Source organism: Klebsiella sp. G-Nf4 (assembly GCF_002810615.1).
In the GTDB taxonomy this organism is placed as follows: Bacteria; Pseudomonadota; Gammaproteobacteria; order Enterobacterales; family Enterobacteriaceae; genus Klebsiella; species Klebsiella variicola.
The window spans coordinates 18,074-35,020 of the sequence record NZ_PION01000014.1 but is presented as its reverse complement, the minus strand read 5'-3'; the positions used below and the strand labels follow the sequence as shown (position 1 = coordinate 35,020).

Below are 16,947 nucleotides of genomic sequence, written 5' to 3'. Positions count from 1 at the left end.
TAGCGGCTATAAAGATAAGGCCACCTTATTATTTACTGCGCTGGCTAACACCGCGCCTGAGGGTTTCTCAACCGCTTTCCCCCTCGCATCTCGGCCAGTCCAGGCTACGCTTATCGATGCCACTGACCACCCGCATTCCCCTCCCGTTCTATTGAGTCCATTCATCAAGAAGAGGTTTCGCTATGCTGATCAACGCTATTGGTACCTACTCCGCCAGCCAGCCGCTGGAATCAATGGCCATCACCCGACGCGAGCCGGGGCCACAGGATGTACAGATCGCCATCGCTTACTGCGGCGTCTGCCACTCCGATCTCCACCAGGCGCGATCGGAGTGGGCGGGAACGCTCTACCCCTGCGTGCCGGGGCATGAAATTGTGGGCCGGGTGACCGCGGTCGGCGACGCCGTCTCGCGCTACGCCGTCGGCGATCTGGTCGGCGTCGGCTGTATGGTCGATAGCTGTCAACAGTGCGAAGAGTGCGCTGAGGGGCTGGAAAACTACTGCGACCACATGGTGCTGACCTATAACGGCCCGACCCAGGATGCACCGGGCCACACGCTGGGCGGCTATTCCCAGCAGATCGTGGTCAAAGAACACTACGTACTGCGGATAACCCATCCCGAAGCGCAGCTGGCCGCCGTCGCGCCGCTGCTGTGCGCCGGGATCACCACTTACTCGCCGCTGCGCCACTGGCACGTCGGGCCGGGTAAAAAAGTCGGTGTGGTCGGCATTGGCGGCCTCGGGCATATGGGGATCAAGTTGGCCCACGCCATGGGGGCCCACGTGGTGGCCTTTACCACCTCCGAATCCAAACGCGAGGCGGCCAGAGCGCTGGGTGCTGATGACGTGGTGGTGTCGCGCAACGACGACGAAATGGCGGCCCACGTCAAAAGCTTCGACTTCATCCTCAACACCGTGGCGGCGCCGCACAATCTCGATGCCTTCACCACGCTGCTGAAACGCGATGGCACCATGACCCTCGTAGGCGCTCCGGCCACGCCGCATCCGTCGCCGGAAGTGTTCAATCTGATCTTCCGCCGCCGGTCAATTGCCGGCTCGATGATCGGCGGTATTCCGGAGACTCAGGAGATGCTCGACTTCTGCGCCGAACACGGCATCGTCGCCGATATCGAGCTTATTCACGGCGATGAGATCAACGAAGCCTGGGAAAGAATGGTCAAGGGTGACGTGAAATACCGCTTCGTGATCGACAGTGCGACCCTCGCCGGCTAAGCGCCGCTGCGAAAGGTGCGCCGCCACTCCGCCGGGCTGACGCCAAAGCGCGCTTTAAACTGCTGGCGCCAGGTGACCGCTGAAAGATAACCCACCGCCTCCGCCACCTGCTCGACCGGCAGATCGCCCGCCTCAAGCAGACTCTGGCTGCGGCGCAGACGTTCGGCGGTCAGCCAGTCGGTAATGCTCATCCCGGTCGCCCGGGCGAAGTGGCGGGTCAGGGTACGGCGGCTCATCGCCACCACCCGGGCCAGCGAATCGAGACTGTGCGGCTCGGCAATATGCTGCTGCAGATAATCCAGCAGGCAGTTAATCCGCGCATCGCGGGTGTTTTTCGGCACTGGCTGGGCGATAAACTGCGCCTGGCCGCCTTCGCGGTGCGGCGAAACAATCATCCGCCGGGCGATCTGATTGGCCGCGAGGCTGCCGAAACGCTGGCGGATGAGATACAAGCAGCAGTCCAGCGCCGCCGCGGTGCCCGCCGAGGTGATCACCCGCTGATCATCCACATACAGGGCATTGATATCCAGCTGCACCTGCGGAAACAGGCGCTGAAAATCCTGTTCGAACTCCCAGTGAGTCGCCGCTCGCCTGCCGTCCAGCAGCCCGGCGTAGCCGAGGACGAACGCGCCGAGACACAGGCCGACGATTTCCGCGCCGTTATCCCGCGCCCGCACCAGGCTATCAAGCAGCGCCTGCGGCGGACGCCGATCGACCTCGCCCCAGTAAGGCACCACCACGATATCCGCCTGTTCCAGCGCGGCGTAATCGCCGGTGGCGTAGAGCGCAAAACCATCGCGGGCGCGAAGCAGCCCCGGCCGCTCGGCGCAAATGTGCAGGTTAAAGCGTTTGATTTCAGAGACCGAATCGCCAAACAGCATGCAGGGGACGGCGTAGTGAAATGGGCTAAAGCCCTCTACGGCGACAATCGCCACGTCGGTGAGTTTCATCGTCCCTTCCCCTTGCGCATGTTAATAAACCACGGTTTCCCCATCCTGCGGGATACTCACCACATCGGCAATCTGATTATCCACCGCATACTGGCGCATCTCTTCCCGGCTCACCAGGCAGTGGTTGACCGCCTCGAGGTGGATAGCCATGATTTTCGCTTCCGGCAGGGTGAAGTGCACGTTCAGGAGATCTTCCTTACCCATGATAATCGGGCCAAAGCCGATGACGTGGGCGTAGCCGGCGTTCAACACCACCACGTCCGGGCGCAGCTTCAGCAGGTCGGCTGCAATGTCATCGCGCCAGATAGTATCCCCCACCAGCCACAGCGTCTTCTCCTGCGGATGGCGAAATACCACGCCGCAGGCTTCTCCCAGGCGTTCAGCCATCGCCGGCACTGCGTAGGTACGATCGCTGCCGTGTTGGCCGGAGGTGGTTTTCTGCAAGCGTACGCCGGCAAATTCGCTGTCAGCCGACAGCAGGCGCAGATCCTGAAATCCCTGGCTGCGCAGCAGCGCGGCGTCGGCCTCATGCTGGACGAACACCGGCAGGGTTTTCGGGATCGCGGCGATCGCCGCCGCGTCCCAGTGATCGTCATGGGTATGGGTGACGATCACTGCATCAACATCGATAATTTTATCGCGGGAAAACGGCAGCTCAACCAGCGGATTGCGCAGCTCGCTACGCGCGGTACCGGGAAAACCTGGCCAGGCGCCCTTGTCCGCCAGCATCGGGTCGATGAGAAATCTTTTCCCGGCGTAGTCAATCATCTGGGTCGCATTACGGATATGGGTGATGTTCATGTTGGCGTTCCTCTGTGGGGTCATCTGACGAACATCGTACTGAGTACCAGCCTGGCTCAACAGGGGCATTTGGGCAATGATCGATGAAATCGGGCCAACCTGCGGCAGTTGCCATCCGCCTCCGGCTATGTTGTTCTTAAGGCTCAATTTTTGACAGGAGTGGCACGATGAAAAAGAAACTGACCGCCGCCGATATGCACGACCCGCAGGTCATCGCCGAGACGCCGTGGTTCAGCATGCGTAAGGTGGGTATTGATGTCGCCCCCGGCGAGCGCCGCGACTTTTACGCCATTCACTATCCGCGCCCGGCAGTGGGGATTGTGGCCATTCAGGATGAGAAAGTACTGCTGATTCGCCACTACCGCTACCTGATCGATAAGGTGGTGTGGGCGATCCCCTCTGGCGGCGTCGATGAAGGGGAAGACCCGGCGGTCGCCGCGCTGCGCGAACTGCGGGAAGAGACCGGCTGGCAGGCGCAACGCGTCAAGGAGATCATTCGCTTTAACCCCTCCTACGGCAGCAGCGATCAGCTGTTTATCACCTGGCTGGCTACCGATTTACACTGGGTGGGGATGGATGCGGATCAGGATGAGGTAATGGAAACCGGCTGGTTTACCTTTGAGGAGATAAACCAGCTGATCGCCCGCGGCGAGATGCCGGACGGGCTGTCGCTGGTGCCGCTGCTGCAGCTGATGGCGCAGCGGCGAAGCGGCCCGCTTACGGCTTAAGCATCCGCCAGCGGAACCACAGCTGGGCCACCAGGATCAGCACGCCGCCGATGATTTTCTGCAGCGGCAGCTGTTCGCCGTACCACAGCGCGGCGGCAATGACCGTCAGCAGCGGTTCGAGCACCATGATGATCGCCGCGCTGGCCACCGCCGCGTACTTCTGCCCCTTCATCTGCAGACCGAAGCGCAGGCTGGTGGCGATGACAATGCTGGCCACCAGCCAGCCGAGAGTCGGCAGGGTCATCGGCTGGTCCCAGCGTTCAACGGCAACGGAGATGGTCAACCCGACGATACCGGTGATCGCCAGCTGCACGGTGGTCAGGGGGATCAGCGGCACTTCACGCGCGCAGCGACTGGTGTAACAGAACCAGATCGACTGCACCAGCGCCGTCAGCAAAAACCAGCCCTGGCTGGGGTGGAAGGCTATCGGCATATGCAGACTGAGCAGCCCCAGGCCCACCACCGCGATCGGCAGGCACTCCCACCAGGCGCGCGGCGGGCGTACCTTCATCATCACCCACGCGGTCAGCGGGACGAACATCATCGACAGGCTCATGATAAACGCCCCTTCGCCGAGCGACGCCGTCGTGGAGACCGAGTAGATCCACAGACAGAGGTTGAGGGCAAACCAGAGTCCGCTGATGATGAGCTTTGGCCAGTGCTGCTTTTGCGGGCGAAAACCGCGGCAGAACGGCAACAGCAGCAGCGCGGCGAAGAAAAAGCGCAGCCCAAGAAACGCGAAAACCGGCATGCCGGCGATCGCCTCGCGGGAAAATATCCAGCCGCAGGCGGCAATCACCGTCGCGGCAATCAGCAGCAGATCGGCCTGCCGTTGGCGTACCATACGCGCCTCTCCCTGTGTTTTAGCTTACCAGCCCGGCACCGCGCCGCCGTTGAAGATAGTCTCTGCCGCCTTCGCCACCTCCGGCGACTGATACGACTGCATAAACTCCTTCACGTTTTCCGCGTCTTTATTGTCTTCCCGGGTCACGATGATGTTCACGTAGGGCGAGTTTTTATCTTCGATAAAGATGCCGTCACGAACCGGTGACAGCCCGGTTTGCTGCAGATAGGTGGTGCTGATGATGGCCACATCGACTTTGGGATCGTCAAGTACGCGCGGCAGTTGCGCCCCTTCCAGCTCCATGATGTTCAGGTTATGCGGGTTGTCGGTGATATCCACCGCCGTCGGCAGCAGGCCGGTACCGGCTTTGAGGGTAATCAACTTCTCTTTTTGCAACAGCAGCAGCGCCCGCCCGAGATTGGTCGGGTCGTTGGGGATGGCGATCGTCGCGCCGTCTTTCAGTTCGGCGACTGACTTGATCTTGCGCGAATAGCCGGCCATCGGGAAGACGAAGGTATTGCCGACGGCCACCAGATGATAGTTATGCGCTTTGTTGTCCTGCTCAAGGAAAGGCCGATGCTGGAAGACGTTGGCGTCCAGATCGCCGGCGTTGGTCGATTCGTTAGGCAGCAGCGAGCCGCTGAATCCCACCAGCTCGACGTCCAGACCGTACTTCTCTTTGGCCACCTTCTTCGCCACTTCCGCCACATCCTGCTCGGCGCCGTTAATCACGCCGACCTTAATGTGCTTCGCTTCATTACCCTTTTGGTCGCAGCCGACCAGCACCAGACCCGCCAGCACCACTGCGGCGGCGGCCCGTAAACGTAATCTCATCCTCTTCACCCTGTCTGTCCTGACTGTCATTGTTTTTTTCGTGCAAAACTATAGCGACTTTCGGGTCGGGTAATAAACAGCAAACCACGCAACTGGAAATAAAATCATCTTCGCGGAACGCGACGCGCTAGCCCCGTCGCCACTCGCCCGGCGTCACGCCATAGCGCATTTTGAAGCGCTTCGAGAATGACGCCAGCGACTGAAAGCCGCAGCGTTCGGCAATGACCTCGAGGTTGGTCTGACGCTCCAGGCGCAGCAGCCGGGCGGCCAGCGCCATTCGCAACTGCGACAGCCACGCCTGCGGCGTCAGGTGATAGACGCGGGCAAAGTGACGGGCAAAGGTGGCCCGCGACAGAAACGCGCGGGCGGCCATGCTTTCCAGCGTCCACGGTTGCTCCGGGGTCGCCATCACCGCCAGCACCGCCGGCATCAGGCGTTCATCGCTCATCAGGCGCAGCAGTCCGCCGGGCGGCTGTTGCTCACCAAGCAGCATGCGCAGCAGGAGCACCAACAGCGTATCGCCGAGGCTGCGCACGATGGCGCTGCCGCCGGGACGCTGCGTCAGGCTCTCGCGCACCAGTATATTAAGCAGCGCGTCCAGCTCCGGGCAGTCTTCACGCGCATCGGTATGGAGATGGATCAGCGTCGATGCTTCACTGAACAGCCAGCTGACGTGCGGACCAAAATAGAATTCGCCGCACAGCATCTCCAGCGCCCCCTCCGTCGGGCCGGCGCGCATTTCCGTCACCGTGCCGTTAAACCGGTGCGCCACCGGCAGCACCTGGCCCCACTCCACCAGGCTCTCCATCAGGTGTGGCGAACCGTGGGGCAGGAGAACGACATCGCCCGCGCGCAGGTGATGGGTTTGGCCACCGACGTTGAGCCGCCCCTCGCCGCGCAGCACCACGTGCCAGGGCACCACGCCGCTGCGCATTTGCTGGTGCCCGGCCTGCCAGCGGCCGCCGAAGCGACAGTGCAGGTTCACTTCACAGCGCGGCGCCAGCAGCGCCAGCAGATGACTGAGACTGTCCATGCTTCTCCTGAGACGATAAGACAAAAAGGTGAGACGAAGACCGCCAGTCTAGCATGCGGCAAGCGCCTAAGATGACCCCATTGCCAACACACCCTCGATAACAACAGGAGTTAACCATGAGCCGTTTAGCAGATATCCGTGAACAAGACGCCACCGGCAAAGCCGCCGATATTTTCGCCGGGATCAAAAAAGCGATGGGCAAAGTGCCGAACGCCTATCTCACCATCGGCGGCCACTCGCCGGCGGCGCTGCAGCAGGCGCTGGCGCACAATGCGATGCTCCATAAAGGCAGCCTCAGCGCCCAACAGCTGGAAGCGATTAATCTGTCGGTCAGCGAAGCCACCGGCTGTGACTACTGCCTGGCCGCGCACACCCTGATGGCGAAAAAAGCCGGCTTCAGCAGCGAGCAGATCCACGCCCTGCGCCGCGGGGAGTATACGGAAGAGGCGCAGCTTGATGCGCTGGTGAAATTTGCGCAGACTCTGGTGACCACCACCGGCACCCTGCCGGCAACCGACGTCGCCGCGCTGCGCAACGCCGGTTTTAGCGACCAGCAGGTGATTGATATTATCAGCGCCATCAGCGCGATCCTGTTCACCAACATGGTGAACCGGGTTAACGACACGGTGGTCGACTTCCCGAAAGCCGATTAATCCGTCGCGCCGCGCCGGTTTTACAGCCCCAGATCGCTGAGCCCCGGATGATCGTCCGGGCGGCGCCCCTGGGTCCAGTGGAACAGGCGCTCGCTTTCGGCGATCGGCAGATCGTTGATGCAGGCGTAGCGCGTCTGCATCAGTCCGTGCTTATCAAACTCCCAGTTCTCATTGCCATACGAGCGAAACCAGTTGCCGCTGTCGTCGCACCACTCATAGGCGAAGCGCACGGCAATGCGATTCTCCTGCCATGCCCACAGCTCTTTAATCAGCCGGTATTGCTGCTCCTTGCGCCATTTTCGCTGCAGGAACTCAACAATTTGCCCCCTGCCGTGGACAAATTCGCTGCGGTTGCGCCATTCGCTATCGACGGTGTAGGCCAGAGCGACTTTTTCGGCATCGCGACTGTTCCAGCCATCTTCCGCGGCGCGGACCTTCTGGATAGCGCTGTCGCGGGTAAACGGCGGTAACGGGGGACGTTGCTCATTCATCAGGAGTCTCCTTTTGAGGATAATTGCTGCTGCAGGCGCTGATTCTCCTGCTCCAGGTCATGAATACGTTGCTGCAAGTTCTGGCTGTACTCCGCCACCTGCTGCGCGCTGTAGCGCGGCGTAATGTGCTGCGGGCAGTTCCAGTCAAACGCCTGCAAATGAAAAAGAAACAGGCGTTCAATGCGGGCGCGATAGTTGGCCGGCGCCACCTGCGCCAGCAGCTCCGGGTGGTCCTCTGCCGCCAGGACTTCGACGGTGGCGTAGATTTTCAGCCTGGCACGGCGCGGATAATCCATCAAAAACAGGCAGGCCCGGTCGCTGCCGCGCAGATTGCCGGTAGTGATGTACTGGCGGTTGCCGCCGAAATCGGCCATCGCCAGGGTGGTGTCATCCAGCAGATGCAGAAACCCCACCGGGCCGCCGCGATGCTGAATGTAGGGCCAGCCGCTCTGCGACACCGTCGCCAGATAAAAGCTGTCGCGGGTGGCGATCATCCCCGCTTCGCTGTCGCCGAAGCGGTCGGCCTGGCGGCGACTGTGCGGCGTTTGCCACAGCATGTCGCTGCCCATTTCATGCTGCACATCCATCACGTCCGGGGTGATGGCGATATCGAGAAAGGTTGCTGCCATAGCGCCTCCTGTTGTCTGGCGCCATCATGGACTGTACTGTGAAGAATGATAATACGGGTTAAGTGGCAATCATCTTTCCGGAAAACGGGAGAATAATGGATCGATTAAGCGCGATGGCGCTGCTGGTGAAAGTGACCGAGCTGGGGAGCATGTCGGCGGCGGCGCGGGCGCTGAATATGCCGTTGACCACCGTCAGCCGCCATATCGGTGAACTGGAGAGTGCGCTGGGCGTGCGCCTGCTGGCGCGAACGACCCGCAAACTGACGCTCACCGACGCCGGGGTCGATTATGTCGCCGCCGCGCGGCGGATCCTTGAGGAGGTGGAAAACGCCGAACGCCAGGCGACGGGCGAATATCAGGAACCGAAGGGCGAGCTGGTGATCTCCGCGCCAACGATGTTTGGCCGTCAGCACGTTCTCCCGGTGATCGGTGAATTTATCGCCCGCTACCCGCAAATTCGCGTCCGTTTGCTGCTCAGCGATCGCAATGCTGACCTGGTGAGCGACCATGTCGATCTGGCGGTGCGGATTGGCGACCTGGCGGACAGCAGCATGGTGGCCACCCGCCTTGGCACCATGCGGATTGTGGCCTGCGCCCATCCGGCGCTGCTGGCGAAATACGGCGAGCCGCAGCGGCCGCGCGATCTGGCGGCGCTGCCGATCATCCGCATTGAATCGCCGATGCCCTATCGCGGCTGGCGCTTTCGCGCCGCTGAGCGCGAGGACCAGCTGATTAACCTGCCGCCGGTGCTATCCGTCACCACGCCGGAGAGCGCCGCCGATGCTGCGCGGCTGGGCGTGGGCGTGGCCCGCTTACTGCATTATCAGGCGCTGGATGGCCTGCGCCACGGGGAGCTCCGTCTGCTGCTGGAAAGCGTCGAGCCCGCCCCCGCGCCGGTCCATTTGCTGTATACCGCACGAGATCTGGCGCCACTTAAGCTGAGGAAATTTATCGATTTTGCCGCACCGGCGCTGCGTCAGGCACTACTGCGCATCGCCGGCGCCGCTTAATGCACCGCGGTCTTCAGCGGTGCCTCCTTTAACAGCCAGGAGAGGACAAACGCCACCGCCATAATGCCGGCCGCCATCAGAAATGCCGCGTGGATCGCCGCACCGAAGGCGTCGAGGTAGTCGAGGCGGATATCCGCGGGCAGGTGCTGAACCGCCACCGGATTCATTCCCGGCGGCAGCACCGCGCCTTCCGGCAACAGCTTTTGCAGGTTGCTCTGCAGCACGTGCGTGAACACCGCGCCAAACAGCGCCACGCCGATGGAGCCGCCAATCGAGCGGAACAGGGTCACGCCGGAGGTGGCGACGCCGTACATCTGCGCCGGCATCGCATTCTGCACCGCCAGGACCAGCACCTGCATCACCAGCCCCAGACCCGCCCCCAGCACACCGGTAAACAGGTATAGCTGCCACATCGGCGAATGAATGGTGATGCGGGTCAGCAGTACCATGCCGGTGACGCCGAGCAGGGTGCCGAGGATCGGAAACAGGCGATATTTACCGGTACGGCTGATAATCCGCCCGCTGATAATCGAGGTCAGCAGCAGGCCGCCCATCAGGGGGATCAGCTGCAGCCCGGCCTCGGTGGGCGTCGCCTCCTTCACCACCTGCAGATAGAGCGGCAGGAAGGTGACTGACCCGAACAGCGACATGCCGATGACGAAGCCAATCAGGCTGCACAGCAGGAAGCTGCGGTTGCGGAACAGCGCCAGCGGAATAATCGGCTCGGCGGCGATCCGCTCTTCGTAAATAAAGCCGATGATCCCCACGATGCCGAAGGCCAGAATGCACCACAGCTGCGGGTCATTCCACGCATGGACGCTGCCCCCTTCCGAGGTAAACAGAATGATGCACAGCAGCGCCATGCTGAGGTAAATCGCCCCCAGCCAGTCAATCTGATGCTGGCTGCGTTTATTGCTGCTGTGGAATACCGCGCCGATCACCAGCAGCGCGAACAGGCCGAGCGGCAGGTTGATATAGAAGATCCAGCGCCAGGAGGCGTGCTGCACCAGAAAACCGCCGATCAGCGGGCCGATCACCGTCGCCAGGCCGAAGACGCCGCCGAACAGCCCCTGATAACGGCCACGGTTGGCGGGTGGGATGACGTCGGCGACCGCCGCCATACTGATCACCATCAGGCCGCCGCCGCCGAGCCCCTGCAGGCCGCGCATCAGCACCAGTTGGGTCATATTCTGCGCCAGCCCGCAGAGCGCGGAGCCGACGAGAAACAGCCCAATCGCCACCTGCAGCACGATTTTGCGACCGAACAGATCGCCGAATTTCCCGTACAGCGGCACCGCGATGGTGGAGCTGAGAATATAGGCCGTGACCACCCAGGAAAGCTTGTCCAGCCCGCCCAGTTCGCCGACAATCGTCGGCAGCGCGGTGGAGACAATGGTCTGATCCAACGCCGAGAGCAACATCACCAACAGCAATGCGCTGAACAGCAGGCGTATCGACTGCACCGGTGGGTTAGCGACTTCAGAAGTCATTACAACGCTCGCTTGAAATTAATTAAATGCATAATTAATATTTAGTGAAAGAATGAGTCGGGTCAAGAGATCGCCATACCATGACAGCACAAAAGGATCAGGATGCACCCCGCCGCCCGGGTCGGCCGCGCGGTAAAAAACCGGGTACCGCCAACCGCGAACAGCTGATGGACATTGCCCTGACGCTGTTTGCCCGCGACGGGACGGCTCGCGTGTCGTTGAACGCCATCGCCAAAGAAGCCGGGGTGACGCCGGCGATGCTGCATTACTATTTCAGCTCCCGGGAAGCGCTGGTGACCCAGCTGATTGAGGAGCGCTTTATGCCGCTGCGCAATCACATCAGCCGCATTTTTGTCGATCATCCGCAGGACCCGGTGTTGGCGCTGACGATGATGGTCGAGACGCTGGCGCATATGGCGGAGAAAAACGCCTGGTTCGCGCCGCTGTGGATGCAGGAGATCATCGGCGAGATGCCGATCCTGCGTCAGCATATGGATGCCCGCTTCGGCGAGGAGCGTTTTCAGGTGATGCTGGAGACGGTGCGTCGCTGGCAGCTGGAGGGCAAGATCAATCCGGCACTGTCGCCGGAGCTGCTGTTTACCACGGTGATTAGCCTGGTGCTGGTGCCATTTTCACGCATTCACAGCGATCCGCGTTTACAGGCGGTCAACCGCCAGACCATCATCAGCCACGCGCTGGCGTTAATGGGCCACGGCATCGGGGGTTAAGGCGTGGTTTTGACGCTTTTGTAGCCCGGATAAGGCGCCACGCGCCGCCATCCGGGATTTTCCCTGCTCGCGCTACGCTTAGCAGGGCTACCACTCCCGTGTTATGTCCGGGCAGATTGCGCTCCCGATATTTCTTCTGCGCTATGTCTCTTATGGCGCAGGGAGCGCACAGGGGGCGGTCAGTCGCCGCCGCCCCCTGTACCCCCGGGCTCCGGCCAGCACCGGCAGTTTCAGTCGCGCAAGTGGGTATATCAACAACAGGCCGCTCGGCATCATGGCGGGCACAGCACGAACCCCAGGACGGGTAAGGCGACAGCCGCCACCCGGCAAGAATACAGGTGCCGTGCCTGATATCCTGCCCGGCGGCGCTGCGCTTGCCGGTCCTGGGTGGGACGAAACGACGGGAGGACTGTGTAGGCCGGATAAGGCATTTATGCCGCCATCCGGCACAACCACAGGTACGGTACCTGACCGCCCGGGGATACCACTACCGTTACAGCGCCTTCGACAAATAGTGGCGCTGCATGCCTGCGTGGGGGAAGTCGGGCAGCGACATCTGCAGCTGATAGCCTAATTTTCGATAAAACGGCAGCGCCTGGAAGCTAAAGGTATCCACCAGCAGATGGCTGCAGCCTAGCGCCTGCGCCTGCTGTTCCGCCTCCTGCATCAGCTCGCTCCCCAGCCCGCGCCCGCGCGTCGTCTCGCTGACCCACAGATACTCAATGCACAGCCAGTTGCCCTTGCGTTTGGCAATCAGCCCGCCCTGCATCACCCCTTGCGCATCGCGGGAGTAAACCCCCAGATCGCCAAACTGCGCCGCATCGAGATACTGCTGATTATAGTGCCGCAGACCGGCAAGCAATTCTTGTTGATCGTCGGGATTAATGCTTTTTGTAATGATTAGTGTCATTAACTATCTCCAGTATTGCGATGCCGAATCGTTATTTTCCCTCTCCACTTTCACAAAATATTCTTATTTTCTCCATGATTATTTGCCTTAATTTTTTGCGTTCTAAAAGTAAGCAAAAAAACCTTTCCATTATCGCGGCGGATCGTATAATGGAGAAAAATGAGAATGATCATTCTCACCACAAAACCAGAGGAGATGCGCTTTTCACCTCCTGAATACCGAAGAGGTTGGCTTCAACGGAGACACAATAACAATCACGTTCAGGAACATCTGTGTTCCTTTTTTGTCATTTTCGCTCACCCGAAAATGCCTCAGCGCCCAACCTATTCCCTCGTTTTTAAATAAACGGGGCGGACGTCTTATATCTTGAGAAAATATAATGAAATACATCATAGCTCCCATCGCGACAGCATTATTTCTCCTTAGCGGATGCGATAATGCGCAGACATCTGCCCCGCAGCAACCCGCGCCGGAAGTGGGCGTGGTCACCCTGCAAAGCCAGCCGGTTCCGGTAGTCAGCCAGCTCACCGGCCGCACCACCGCCTCGCTCAGCGCCGAAGTACGCCCGCAGGTGGGCGGCATCATCCAGAAACGCCTGTTTACCGAAGGCGATATGGTGAAGGCCGGGCAGGCCCTTTACCAGATCGATCCCTCCAGCTATCGCGCGACCTGGAACGAAGCGGCGGCCGCGCTGAAACAGGCCCAGGCGCTGGTGGTCTCCGATTGCCAGAAGGCCCAGCGCTACGCGTCGCTGGTCAGGGATAACGGCGTTTCCCGCCAGGATGCCGACGACGCCGCCTCCACCTGCGCCCAGGACAAGGCCAGCGTGGAATCGAAGAAAGCAGCGCTGGAGAGCGCGCGCATCAACCTGAACTGGACCACCGTCACCGCGCCGATTGCCGGGCGCATCGGCATCTCGTCGGTTACGCCGGGGGCGCTGGTCTCCGCCGATCAGGATACCGCGCTGGCGACGATCCGCGGGCTCGACACCATGTATGTTGATCTGACGCGATCCAGCGTCGATCTCCTGCGTTTACGCAAACAAAGCCTGGCCAGCAACAGCGATACCCTCAGCGTGACGTTAACCCTGGAAGATGGCAGCACCTATCAGGAAAAAGGGCGTCTGGCGCTTACCGAAGTTGCCGTCGATGAATCCACCGGCTCGGTGACCCTGCGCGCGATCTTCCCCAACCCGCAGCACGTCCTGCTGCCGGGGATGTTCGTCCGCGCGCGCATCGATGAAGGCATCATGAACGACGCGATCCTCGCCCCGCAGCAGGGGATCACCCGCGATGCCAAAGGCGACGCCACGGCGCTGGTGGTCGATGCCGCCAACAAAGTTGAGCAGCGTACCGTGGAAACCGGCGACACCTATGGCGATAAATGGCTGGTGCTGAGCGGCCTGAAAGCGGGCGATAAGCTGATTGTCGAAGGCACCAGTAAAGTGGCCCCCGGACAGACAGTGAAGGTCGTTGCCGTTAACAACAACGGAGGCAATGCCTGATGTTCTCCCGTTTCTTCGTGCGTCGCCCGGTCTTTGCCTGGGTGATCGCCATTCTGATTATGCTCGCCGGGGTGCTGGCGATCCGCACGCTGCCGGTAGGCCAGTATCCGGACGTCGCCCCGCCGGCGGTGAAAATCTCCGCCACCTATACCGGGGCGTCCGCCGAAACCCTGGAGAACAGCGTCACCCAGGTCATCGAGCAGCAGCTCACCGGGCTCGACCACCTGCTCTATTTCAGCTCCACCAGCAGCTCCGACGGCTCGGTCAGCATCACCGTCACCTTTGAGCAGGGGACCGACCCGGACACCGCCCAGGTGCAGGTGCAAAACAAAGTCCAGCAGGCGGAATCGCGGCTGCCGAGCGAAGTCCAGCAGTCCGGCGTGACGGTGGAAAAATCGCAGAGCAGCTTCCTGCTGATCCTCGCGGTGTATGACAAAACCAACCGCGCCACCAGCTCCGACATCTCCGACTGGCTGGTCAGCAATATGCAGGACCCGCTGGCGCGCGTGGAGGGCGTCGGCAGCCTGCAGGTGTTCGGCGCCGAATACGCGATGCGCGTCTGGATGGACCCGACCAAACTCGCCTCCTACTCGCTGATGCCTTCCGACGTCCAGTCGGCGATTGAGGCGCAGAACGTGCAGGTTTCCGCCGGTAAAATCGGCGCGCTACCGTCGTCCAATGCCCAGCAATTGACCGCCACCGTGCGGGCGCAATCCCGGCTGCAAACCCCTGACCAGTTCAAAGCGATCATCGTGAAAAGCCAGGCCGACGGCTCGGTAGTGCGCCTGAGCGATGTCGCGCGGGTGGAGATGGGCAGCGAGGATTACACCGCCACCGCCAATCTGAACGGCCACCCGGCCGCCGGGATCGCAGTGATGATGGCCCCCGGCGCCAACGCGCTGAATACCGCGACCCTGGTGAAAAGCAAAATCGCCGAATTCCAGCGTCAGATGCCGCAGGGCTACGATATTGCCTATCCGAAGGACAGCACCGAGTTCATCAAAATCTCGGTCGAGGACGTGATTCAGACCCTGTTCGAAGCGATCATTCTCGTGGTCTGCGTGATGTATCTGTTCCTGCAGAACTTCCGCGCGACGCTCATCCCAGCGGTGGCGGTGCCGGTGGTGCTGCTTGGCACCTTCGGCGTGCTGGCCCTGTTCGGCTACTCGATTAACACCCTGACGCTGTTCGCCATGGTGCTGGCGATCGGCCTGCTGGTGGATGACGCCATCGTGGTGGTGGAAAACGTCGAGCGCATTATGCGCGACGAAGGGCTGCCCGCCCGCGAAGCGACCGAAAAATCGATGGGCGAAATCTCCGGCGCGCTGGTGGCGATTGCCCTGGTGCTGTCGGCGGTGTTCCTGCCGATGGCCTTCTTCGGCGGATCGACCGGGGTCATCTATCGCCAGTTCTCGGTCACCATTATCTCGGCGATGATGCTGTCGGTGGTGGTGGCGCTGACCCTCACCCCGGCGCTGTGCGGCGCGCTGCTCAGCCACTCCAAACCGCACACCAAAGGGTTCTTCGGCGCCTTTAACCGCCTGTGGGGGCGCACGGAAGCGGGCTACCAGCGCCGCGTACTCGGCGGCCTGCGCCGGGGCGCGGTGATGATGGGCGCTTACGCGTTGATTTGCGGGGCGATGGCGCTGGCGATGTGGAAGCTGCCGGGCAGCTTCCTGCCGGTGGAGGACCAGGGGGAGATCATGGTCCAGTATACTCTGCCCGCCGGGGCCACCGCGGTGCGTACCGCTGAGGTGCGCCGCCAGGTGACCGACTGGTTCCTCACTAAAGAGAAAGCCAATACCAACGTCATTTTCACCGTCGACGGCTTCAGCTTTAGCGGCAGCGGCCAGAACGCCGGGATGGCCTTCGTGTCGCTGAAAAACTGGTCGCAGCGCAAAGGGGACGACAATACCGCCCAGGCCATCGCCCTGCGGGCCACCAAAGCGCTGGGGACGATCCGCGACGCCACTCTGTTCGCCATGACCCCGCCGTCGGTAGACGGTCTCGGGCAGAGCAACGGCTTCACCTTCGAACTGATGGCCAGCGGCGGTACCGACCGCGACAGCCTGATGAAGCTGCGCAGCCAGCTGCTGGCGGCGGCCAACCAGAGCAGCGAGCTGCAGTCGGTGCGCGCTAACGATCTGCCGCAGATGCCGCAGCTGCAGGTGGATATCGATAACAACAAAGCCGTCTCGCTGGGGCTGTCGCTGAGCGATGTAACCGATACGCTCTCCAGCGCCTGGGGCGGTACCTACGTGAATGACTTTATCGATCGCGGCCGGGTGAAAAAGGTCTATATCCAGGGCGAAAGCGACGCGCGCGCGGTGCCGTCGGACCTCGGCAAATGGTTCGTTCGCGGCAGCGATAACAGCATGACGCCGTTCTCCGCCTTCGCCACCACCCACTGGCAATACGGCCCGGAAAGCCTGGTGCGCTACAACGGCTCCGCCGCCTTTGAGATCCAGGGCGAAAACGCCGCCGGCTTCAGCTCCGGCGCGGCGATGGACAAGATGGAAAAGCTGGCCGACAGCCTGCCGGCGGGCTCCACCTGGGCGTGGAGCGGCATTTCGCTGCAGGAAAAGCTCGCCAGCGGCCAGGCGATGAGCCTCTACGCCATCTCGATTCTGGTGGTGTTCCTGTGCCTGGCGGCGCTGTATGAGAGCTGGTCGGTGCCGTTCTCGGTGATCATGGTCATCCCGCTCGGCCTGCTCGGCGCGGCGCTGGCGGCGACGCTGCGCGGTTTAAGCAACGACGTCTACTTCCAGGTGGCGCTGCTGACCACCATCGGCCTGTCGTCGAAAAACGCCATCCTGATCGTGGAGTTCGCTGAATCCGCCGTGGATGAGGGGTATTCGCTCTCCTGGGCGGCGATCCGCGCCGCGCAGACCCGTCTGCGCCCGATTGTCATGACCTCGCTGGCGTTTATCGCCGGGGTACTGCCGCTGGCCATCGCCACCGGCGCCGGAGCCAACAGCCGCGTGGCGATCGGCACCGGCATCATCGGCGGCACCCTGACGGCCACCCTGCTGGCGGTGTTTTTCGTACCGCTGTTCTTCGTGCTGGTGAAACGTCTCTTCACCCGCCAACGTCCTTCTCAGGAGTAAGGT

The 16,947-nt window shown here is 61.6% G+C and carries 18 protein-coding genes; 8 read left to right on the top strand and 10 right to left on the bottom strand.

Annotated features, from left to right (window positions below):
• Window positions 1-182: 182 nt before the first annotated feature.
• On the top strand, window positions 183-1,232 hold the full coding sequence (locus tag CWM57_RS23445) for an NAD(P)-dependent alcohol dehydrogenase (RefSeq protein WP_100676463.1): 1,050 nt from the start codon (window positions 183-185) through the stop codon (window positions 1,230-1,232).
• Here the strand turns inward: CWM57_RS23445 and CWM57_RS23440 are convergent.
• Complete coding sequence (locus tag CWM57_RS23440) at window positions 1,229-2,182, bottom strand: GlxA family transcriptional regulator (protein ID WP_100676462.1); 954 nt, start codon at window positions 2,180-2,182, stop codon at window positions 1,229-1,231. The genes CWM57_RS23445 and CWM57_RS23440 overlap by 4 nt on opposite strands.
• Window positions 2,183-2,203: 21 nt before the next feature.
• A complete protein-coding gene (locus CWM57_RS23435; protein WP_100676461.1) occupies window positions 2,204-2,983 on the bottom strand; it encodes an MBL fold metallo-hydrolase in 780 nt (259 codons plus the stop codon).
• A gap of 167 nt (window positions 2,984-3,150) precedes the next feature.
• Between CWM57_RS23435 and CWM57_RS23430 the strand changes: the two genes are divergently transcribed.
• Window positions 3,151-3,711 carry an NUDIX hydrolase gene (locus CWM57_RS23430; protein ID WP_100630946.1) on the top strand — a complete coding sequence of 187 codons (561 nt, stop codon included), beginning with the start codon at window positions 3,151-3,153 and terminating at the stop codon, window positions 3,709-3,711.
• Here CWM57_RS23430 and CWM57_RS23425 read toward each other — a convergent pair.
• The 3 genes from CWM57_RS23425 to CWM57_RS23415 all read right to left on the bottom strand — a co-directional run bounded on the left by CWM57_RS23425 (window position 3,701) and on the right by CWM57_RS23415 (window position 6,422).
• Complete coding sequence (locus tag CWM57_RS23425) at window positions 3,701-4,555, bottom strand: DMT family transporter (RefSeq protein WP_074386920.1); 855 nt, start codon at window positions 4,553-4,555, stop codon at window positions 3,701-3,703. The two genes, CWM57_RS23430 and CWM57_RS23425, sit on opposite strands and share 11 nt — an antisense overlap.
• 24 nt (window positions 4,556-4,579) lie before the next feature.
• On the bottom strand, window positions 4,580-5,389 hold the full coding sequence (gene nlpA / locus CWM57_RS23420; protein WP_100676460.1) for a lipoprotein NlpA: 810 nt from the start codon (window positions 5,387-5,389) through the stop codon (window positions 4,580-4,582).
• A 127-nt stretch (window positions 5,390-5,516) separates the two neighbouring features.
• Window positions 5,517-6,422, bottom strand: a complete 906-nt coding sequence (locus CWM57_RS23415; protein ID WP_100630944.1) for an AraC family transcriptional regulator — start codon at window positions 6,420-6,422, stop codon at window positions 5,517-5,519.
• 116 nt (window positions 6,423-6,538) lie between these two features.
• Between CWM57_RS23415 and CWM57_RS23410 the strand changes: the two genes are divergently transcribed.
• The gene (locus CWM57_RS23410; RefSeq protein ID WP_074386917.1) at window positions 6,539-7,075 is read left to right on the top strand and encodes a carboxymuconolactone decarboxylase family protein; all 537 of its coding nucleotides are present in this window, start codon (window positions 6,539-6,541) and stop codon (window positions 7,073-7,075) included.
• A gap of 20 nt (window positions 7,076-7,095) precedes the next feature.
• Here CWM57_RS23410 and CWM57_RS23405 read toward each other — a convergent pair whose 3' ends face one another.
• Both CWM57_RS23405 and CWM57_RS23400 read right to left on the bottom strand, forming a co-directional pair.
• Window positions 7,096-7,566, bottom strand: coding sequence for a DUF1348 family protein (locus CWM57_RS23405; RefSeq protein ID WP_100676459.1), 471 nt, complete (start codon window positions 7,564-7,566; stop codon window positions 7,096-7,098).
• Entirely contained in the window at window positions 7,566-8,195 is a 630-nt protein-coding gene (locus tag CWM57_RS23400) for a pyridoxamine 5'-phosphate oxidase family protein (RefSeq protein ID WP_074386916.1), read from the bottom strand. The genes CWM57_RS23405 and CWM57_RS23400 overlap by 1 nt, the downstream gene beginning before the upstream one ends.
• 95 nt (window positions 8,196-8,290) lie before the next feature.
• On the opposite strand from CWM57_RS23400, the gene CWM57_RS23395 reads away from it, so the two are divergent.
• The gene (locus CWM57_RS23395) at window positions 8,291-9,205 is read left to right on the top strand and encodes a LysR family transcriptional regulator (protein WP_061152913.1); all 915 of its coding nucleotides are present in this window, start codon (window positions 8,291-8,293) and stop codon (window positions 9,203-9,205) included.
• Here the strand turns inward: CWM57_RS23395 and CWM57_RS23390 are convergent.
• The gene (locus CWM57_RS23390) at window positions 9,202-10,695 is read right to left on the bottom strand and encodes an MDR family MFS transporter (protein WP_074386915.1); all 1,494 of its coding nucleotides are present in this window, start codon (window positions 10,693-10,695) and stop codon (window positions 9,202-9,204) included. The genes CWM57_RS23395 and CWM57_RS23390 overlap by 4 nt on opposite strands.
• 80 nt (window positions 10,696-10,775) lie before the next feature.
• On the opposite strand from CWM57_RS23390, the gene CWM57_RS23385 reads away from it, so the two are divergent.
• Window positions 10,776-11,423 (top strand): TetR/AcrR family transcriptional regulator, encoded by a 648-nt coding sequence (locus CWM57_RS23385; RefSeq protein WP_074386914.1) that lies wholly within the window; start codon window positions 10,776-10,778, stop codon window positions 11,421-11,423.
• Between the two features lie 493 nt (window positions 11,424-11,916).
• Here the strand turns inward: CWM57_RS23385 and CWM57_RS23375 are convergent, their stop codons facing one another.
• On the bottom strand, window positions 11,917-12,333 hold the full coding sequence (locus CWM57_RS23375) for a GNAT family N-acetyltransferase (protein WP_074386913.1): 417 nt from the start codon (window positions 12,331-12,333) through the stop codon (window positions 11,917-11,919).
• On the opposite strand from CWM57_RS23375, the gene CWM57_RS27935 reads away from it, so the two are divergent.
• A complete protein-coding gene (locus CWM57_RS27935) occupies window positions 12,308-12,424 on the top strand; it encodes a hypothetical protein (RefSeq protein ID WP_162676795.1) in 117 nt (38 codons plus the stop codon). The genes CWM57_RS23375 and CWM57_RS27935 overlap by 26 nt on opposite strands.
• Here CWM57_RS27935 and CWM57_RS27930 read toward each other — a convergent pair.
• Entirely contained in the window at window positions 12,384-12,506 is a 123-nt protein-coding gene (locus CWM57_RS27930; protein WP_046620780.1) for a hypothetical protein, read from the bottom strand. The two genes, CWM57_RS27935 and CWM57_RS27930, sit on opposite strands and share 41 nt — an antisense overlap.
• A 206-nt stretch (window positions 12,507-12,712) precedes the next feature.
• On the opposite strand from CWM57_RS27930, the gene eefA reads away from it, so the two are divergent.
• Both eefA and eefB read left to right on the top strand, forming a co-directional pair.
• Window positions 12,713-13,837, top strand: a complete 1,125-nt coding sequence (gene eefA / locus CWM57_RS23365) for a multidrug efflux RND transporter periplasmic adaptor subunit EefA (protein WP_074386912.1) — start codon at window positions 12,713-12,715, stop codon at window positions 13,835-13,837.
• Entirely contained in the window at window positions 13,837-16,944 is a 3,108-nt protein-coding gene (gene eefB, locus CWM57_RS23360; protein ID WP_100676457.1) for a multidrug efflux RND transporter permease subunit EefB, read from the top strand. Before eefA ends, eefB begins: the two co-directional genes overlap by 1 nt.
• Window positions 16,945-16,947: the final 3 nt, after the last annotated feature.

Excerpts from the sequence above, each read along its gene's own strand:
- CWM57_RS23445 (WP_100676463.1), top strand. The coding sequence starts at position 183 with ATGCTGATCAACGCTATTGGTACCTACTCCGCCAGCCAGCCGCTGGAA.
- CWM57_RS23375 (WP_074386913.1), bottom strand. The coding sequence starts at position 12,333 with ATGACACTAATCATTACAAAAAGCATTAATCCCGACGATCAACAAGAA.
- CWM57_RS23405 (WP_100676459.1), bottom strand. The coding sequence starts at position 7,566 with ATGAATGAGCAACGTCCCCCGTTACCGCCGTTTACCCGCGACAGCGCT.
- nlpA (WP_100676460.1), bottom strand. The coding sequence starts at position 5,389 with ATGAGATTACGTTTACGGGCCGCCGCCGCAGTGGTGCTGGCGGGTCTG.
- CWM57_RS23425 (WP_074386920.1), bottom strand. The coding sequence starts at position 4,555 with ATGGTACGCCAACGGCAGGCCGATCTGCTGCTGATTGCCGCGACGGTG.
- CWM57_RS23430 (WP_100630946.1), top strand. The coding sequence starts at position 3,151 with ATGAAAAAGAAACTGACCGCCGCCGATATGCACGACCCGCAGGTCATC.
- CWM57_RS27930 (WP_046620780.1), bottom strand. The coding sequence starts at position 12,506 with ATGATCATTCTCATTTTTCTCCATTATACGATCCGCCGCGATAATGGA.
- CWM57_RS23390 (WP_074386915.1), bottom strand. The coding sequence starts at position 10,695 with ATGACTTCTGAAGTCGCTAACCCACCGGTGCAGTCGATACGCCTGCTG.
- CWM57_RS23395 (WP_061152913.1), top strand. The coding sequence starts at position 8,291 with ATGGATCGATTAAGCGCGATGGCGCTGCTGGTGAAAGTGACCGAGCTG.
- CWM57_RS23410 (WP_074386917.1), top strand. The coding sequence starts at position 6,539 with ATGAGCCGTTTAGCAGATATCCGTGAACAAGACGCCACCGGCAAAGCC.
- CWM57_RS23440 (WP_100676462.1), bottom strand. The coding sequence starts at position 2,182 with ATGAAACTCACCGACGTGGCGATTGTCGCCGTAGAGGGCTTTAGCCCA.
- CWM57_RS23435 (WP_100676461.1), bottom strand. The coding sequence starts at position 2,983 with ATGAACATCACCCATATCCGTAATGCGACCCAGATGATTGACTACGCC.
- eefB (WP_100676457.1), top strand. The coding sequence starts at position 13,837 with ATGTTCTCCCGTTTCTTCGTGCGTCGCCCGGTCTTTGCCTGGGTGATC.
- CWM57_RS23415 (WP_100630944.1), bottom strand. The coding sequence starts at position 6,422 with ATGGACAGTCTCAGTCATCTGCTGGCGCTGCTGGCGCCGCGCTGTGAA.
- eefA (WP_074386912.1), top strand. The coding sequence starts at position 12,713 with ATGAAATACATCATAGCTCCCATCGCGACAGCATTATTTCTCCTTAGC.
- CWM57_RS23400 (WP_074386916.1), bottom strand. The coding sequence starts at position 8,195 with ATGGCAGCAACCTTTCTCGATATCGCCATCACCCCGGACGTGATGGAT.
- CWM57_RS27935 (WP_162676795.1), top strand. The coding sequence starts at position 12,308 with ATGCTTTTTGTAATGATTAGTGTCATTAACTATCTCCAGTATTGCGAT.
- CWM57_RS23385 (WP_074386914.1), top strand. The coding sequence starts at position 10,776 with ATGACAGCACAAAAGGATCAGGATGCACCCCGCCGCCCGGGTCGGCCG.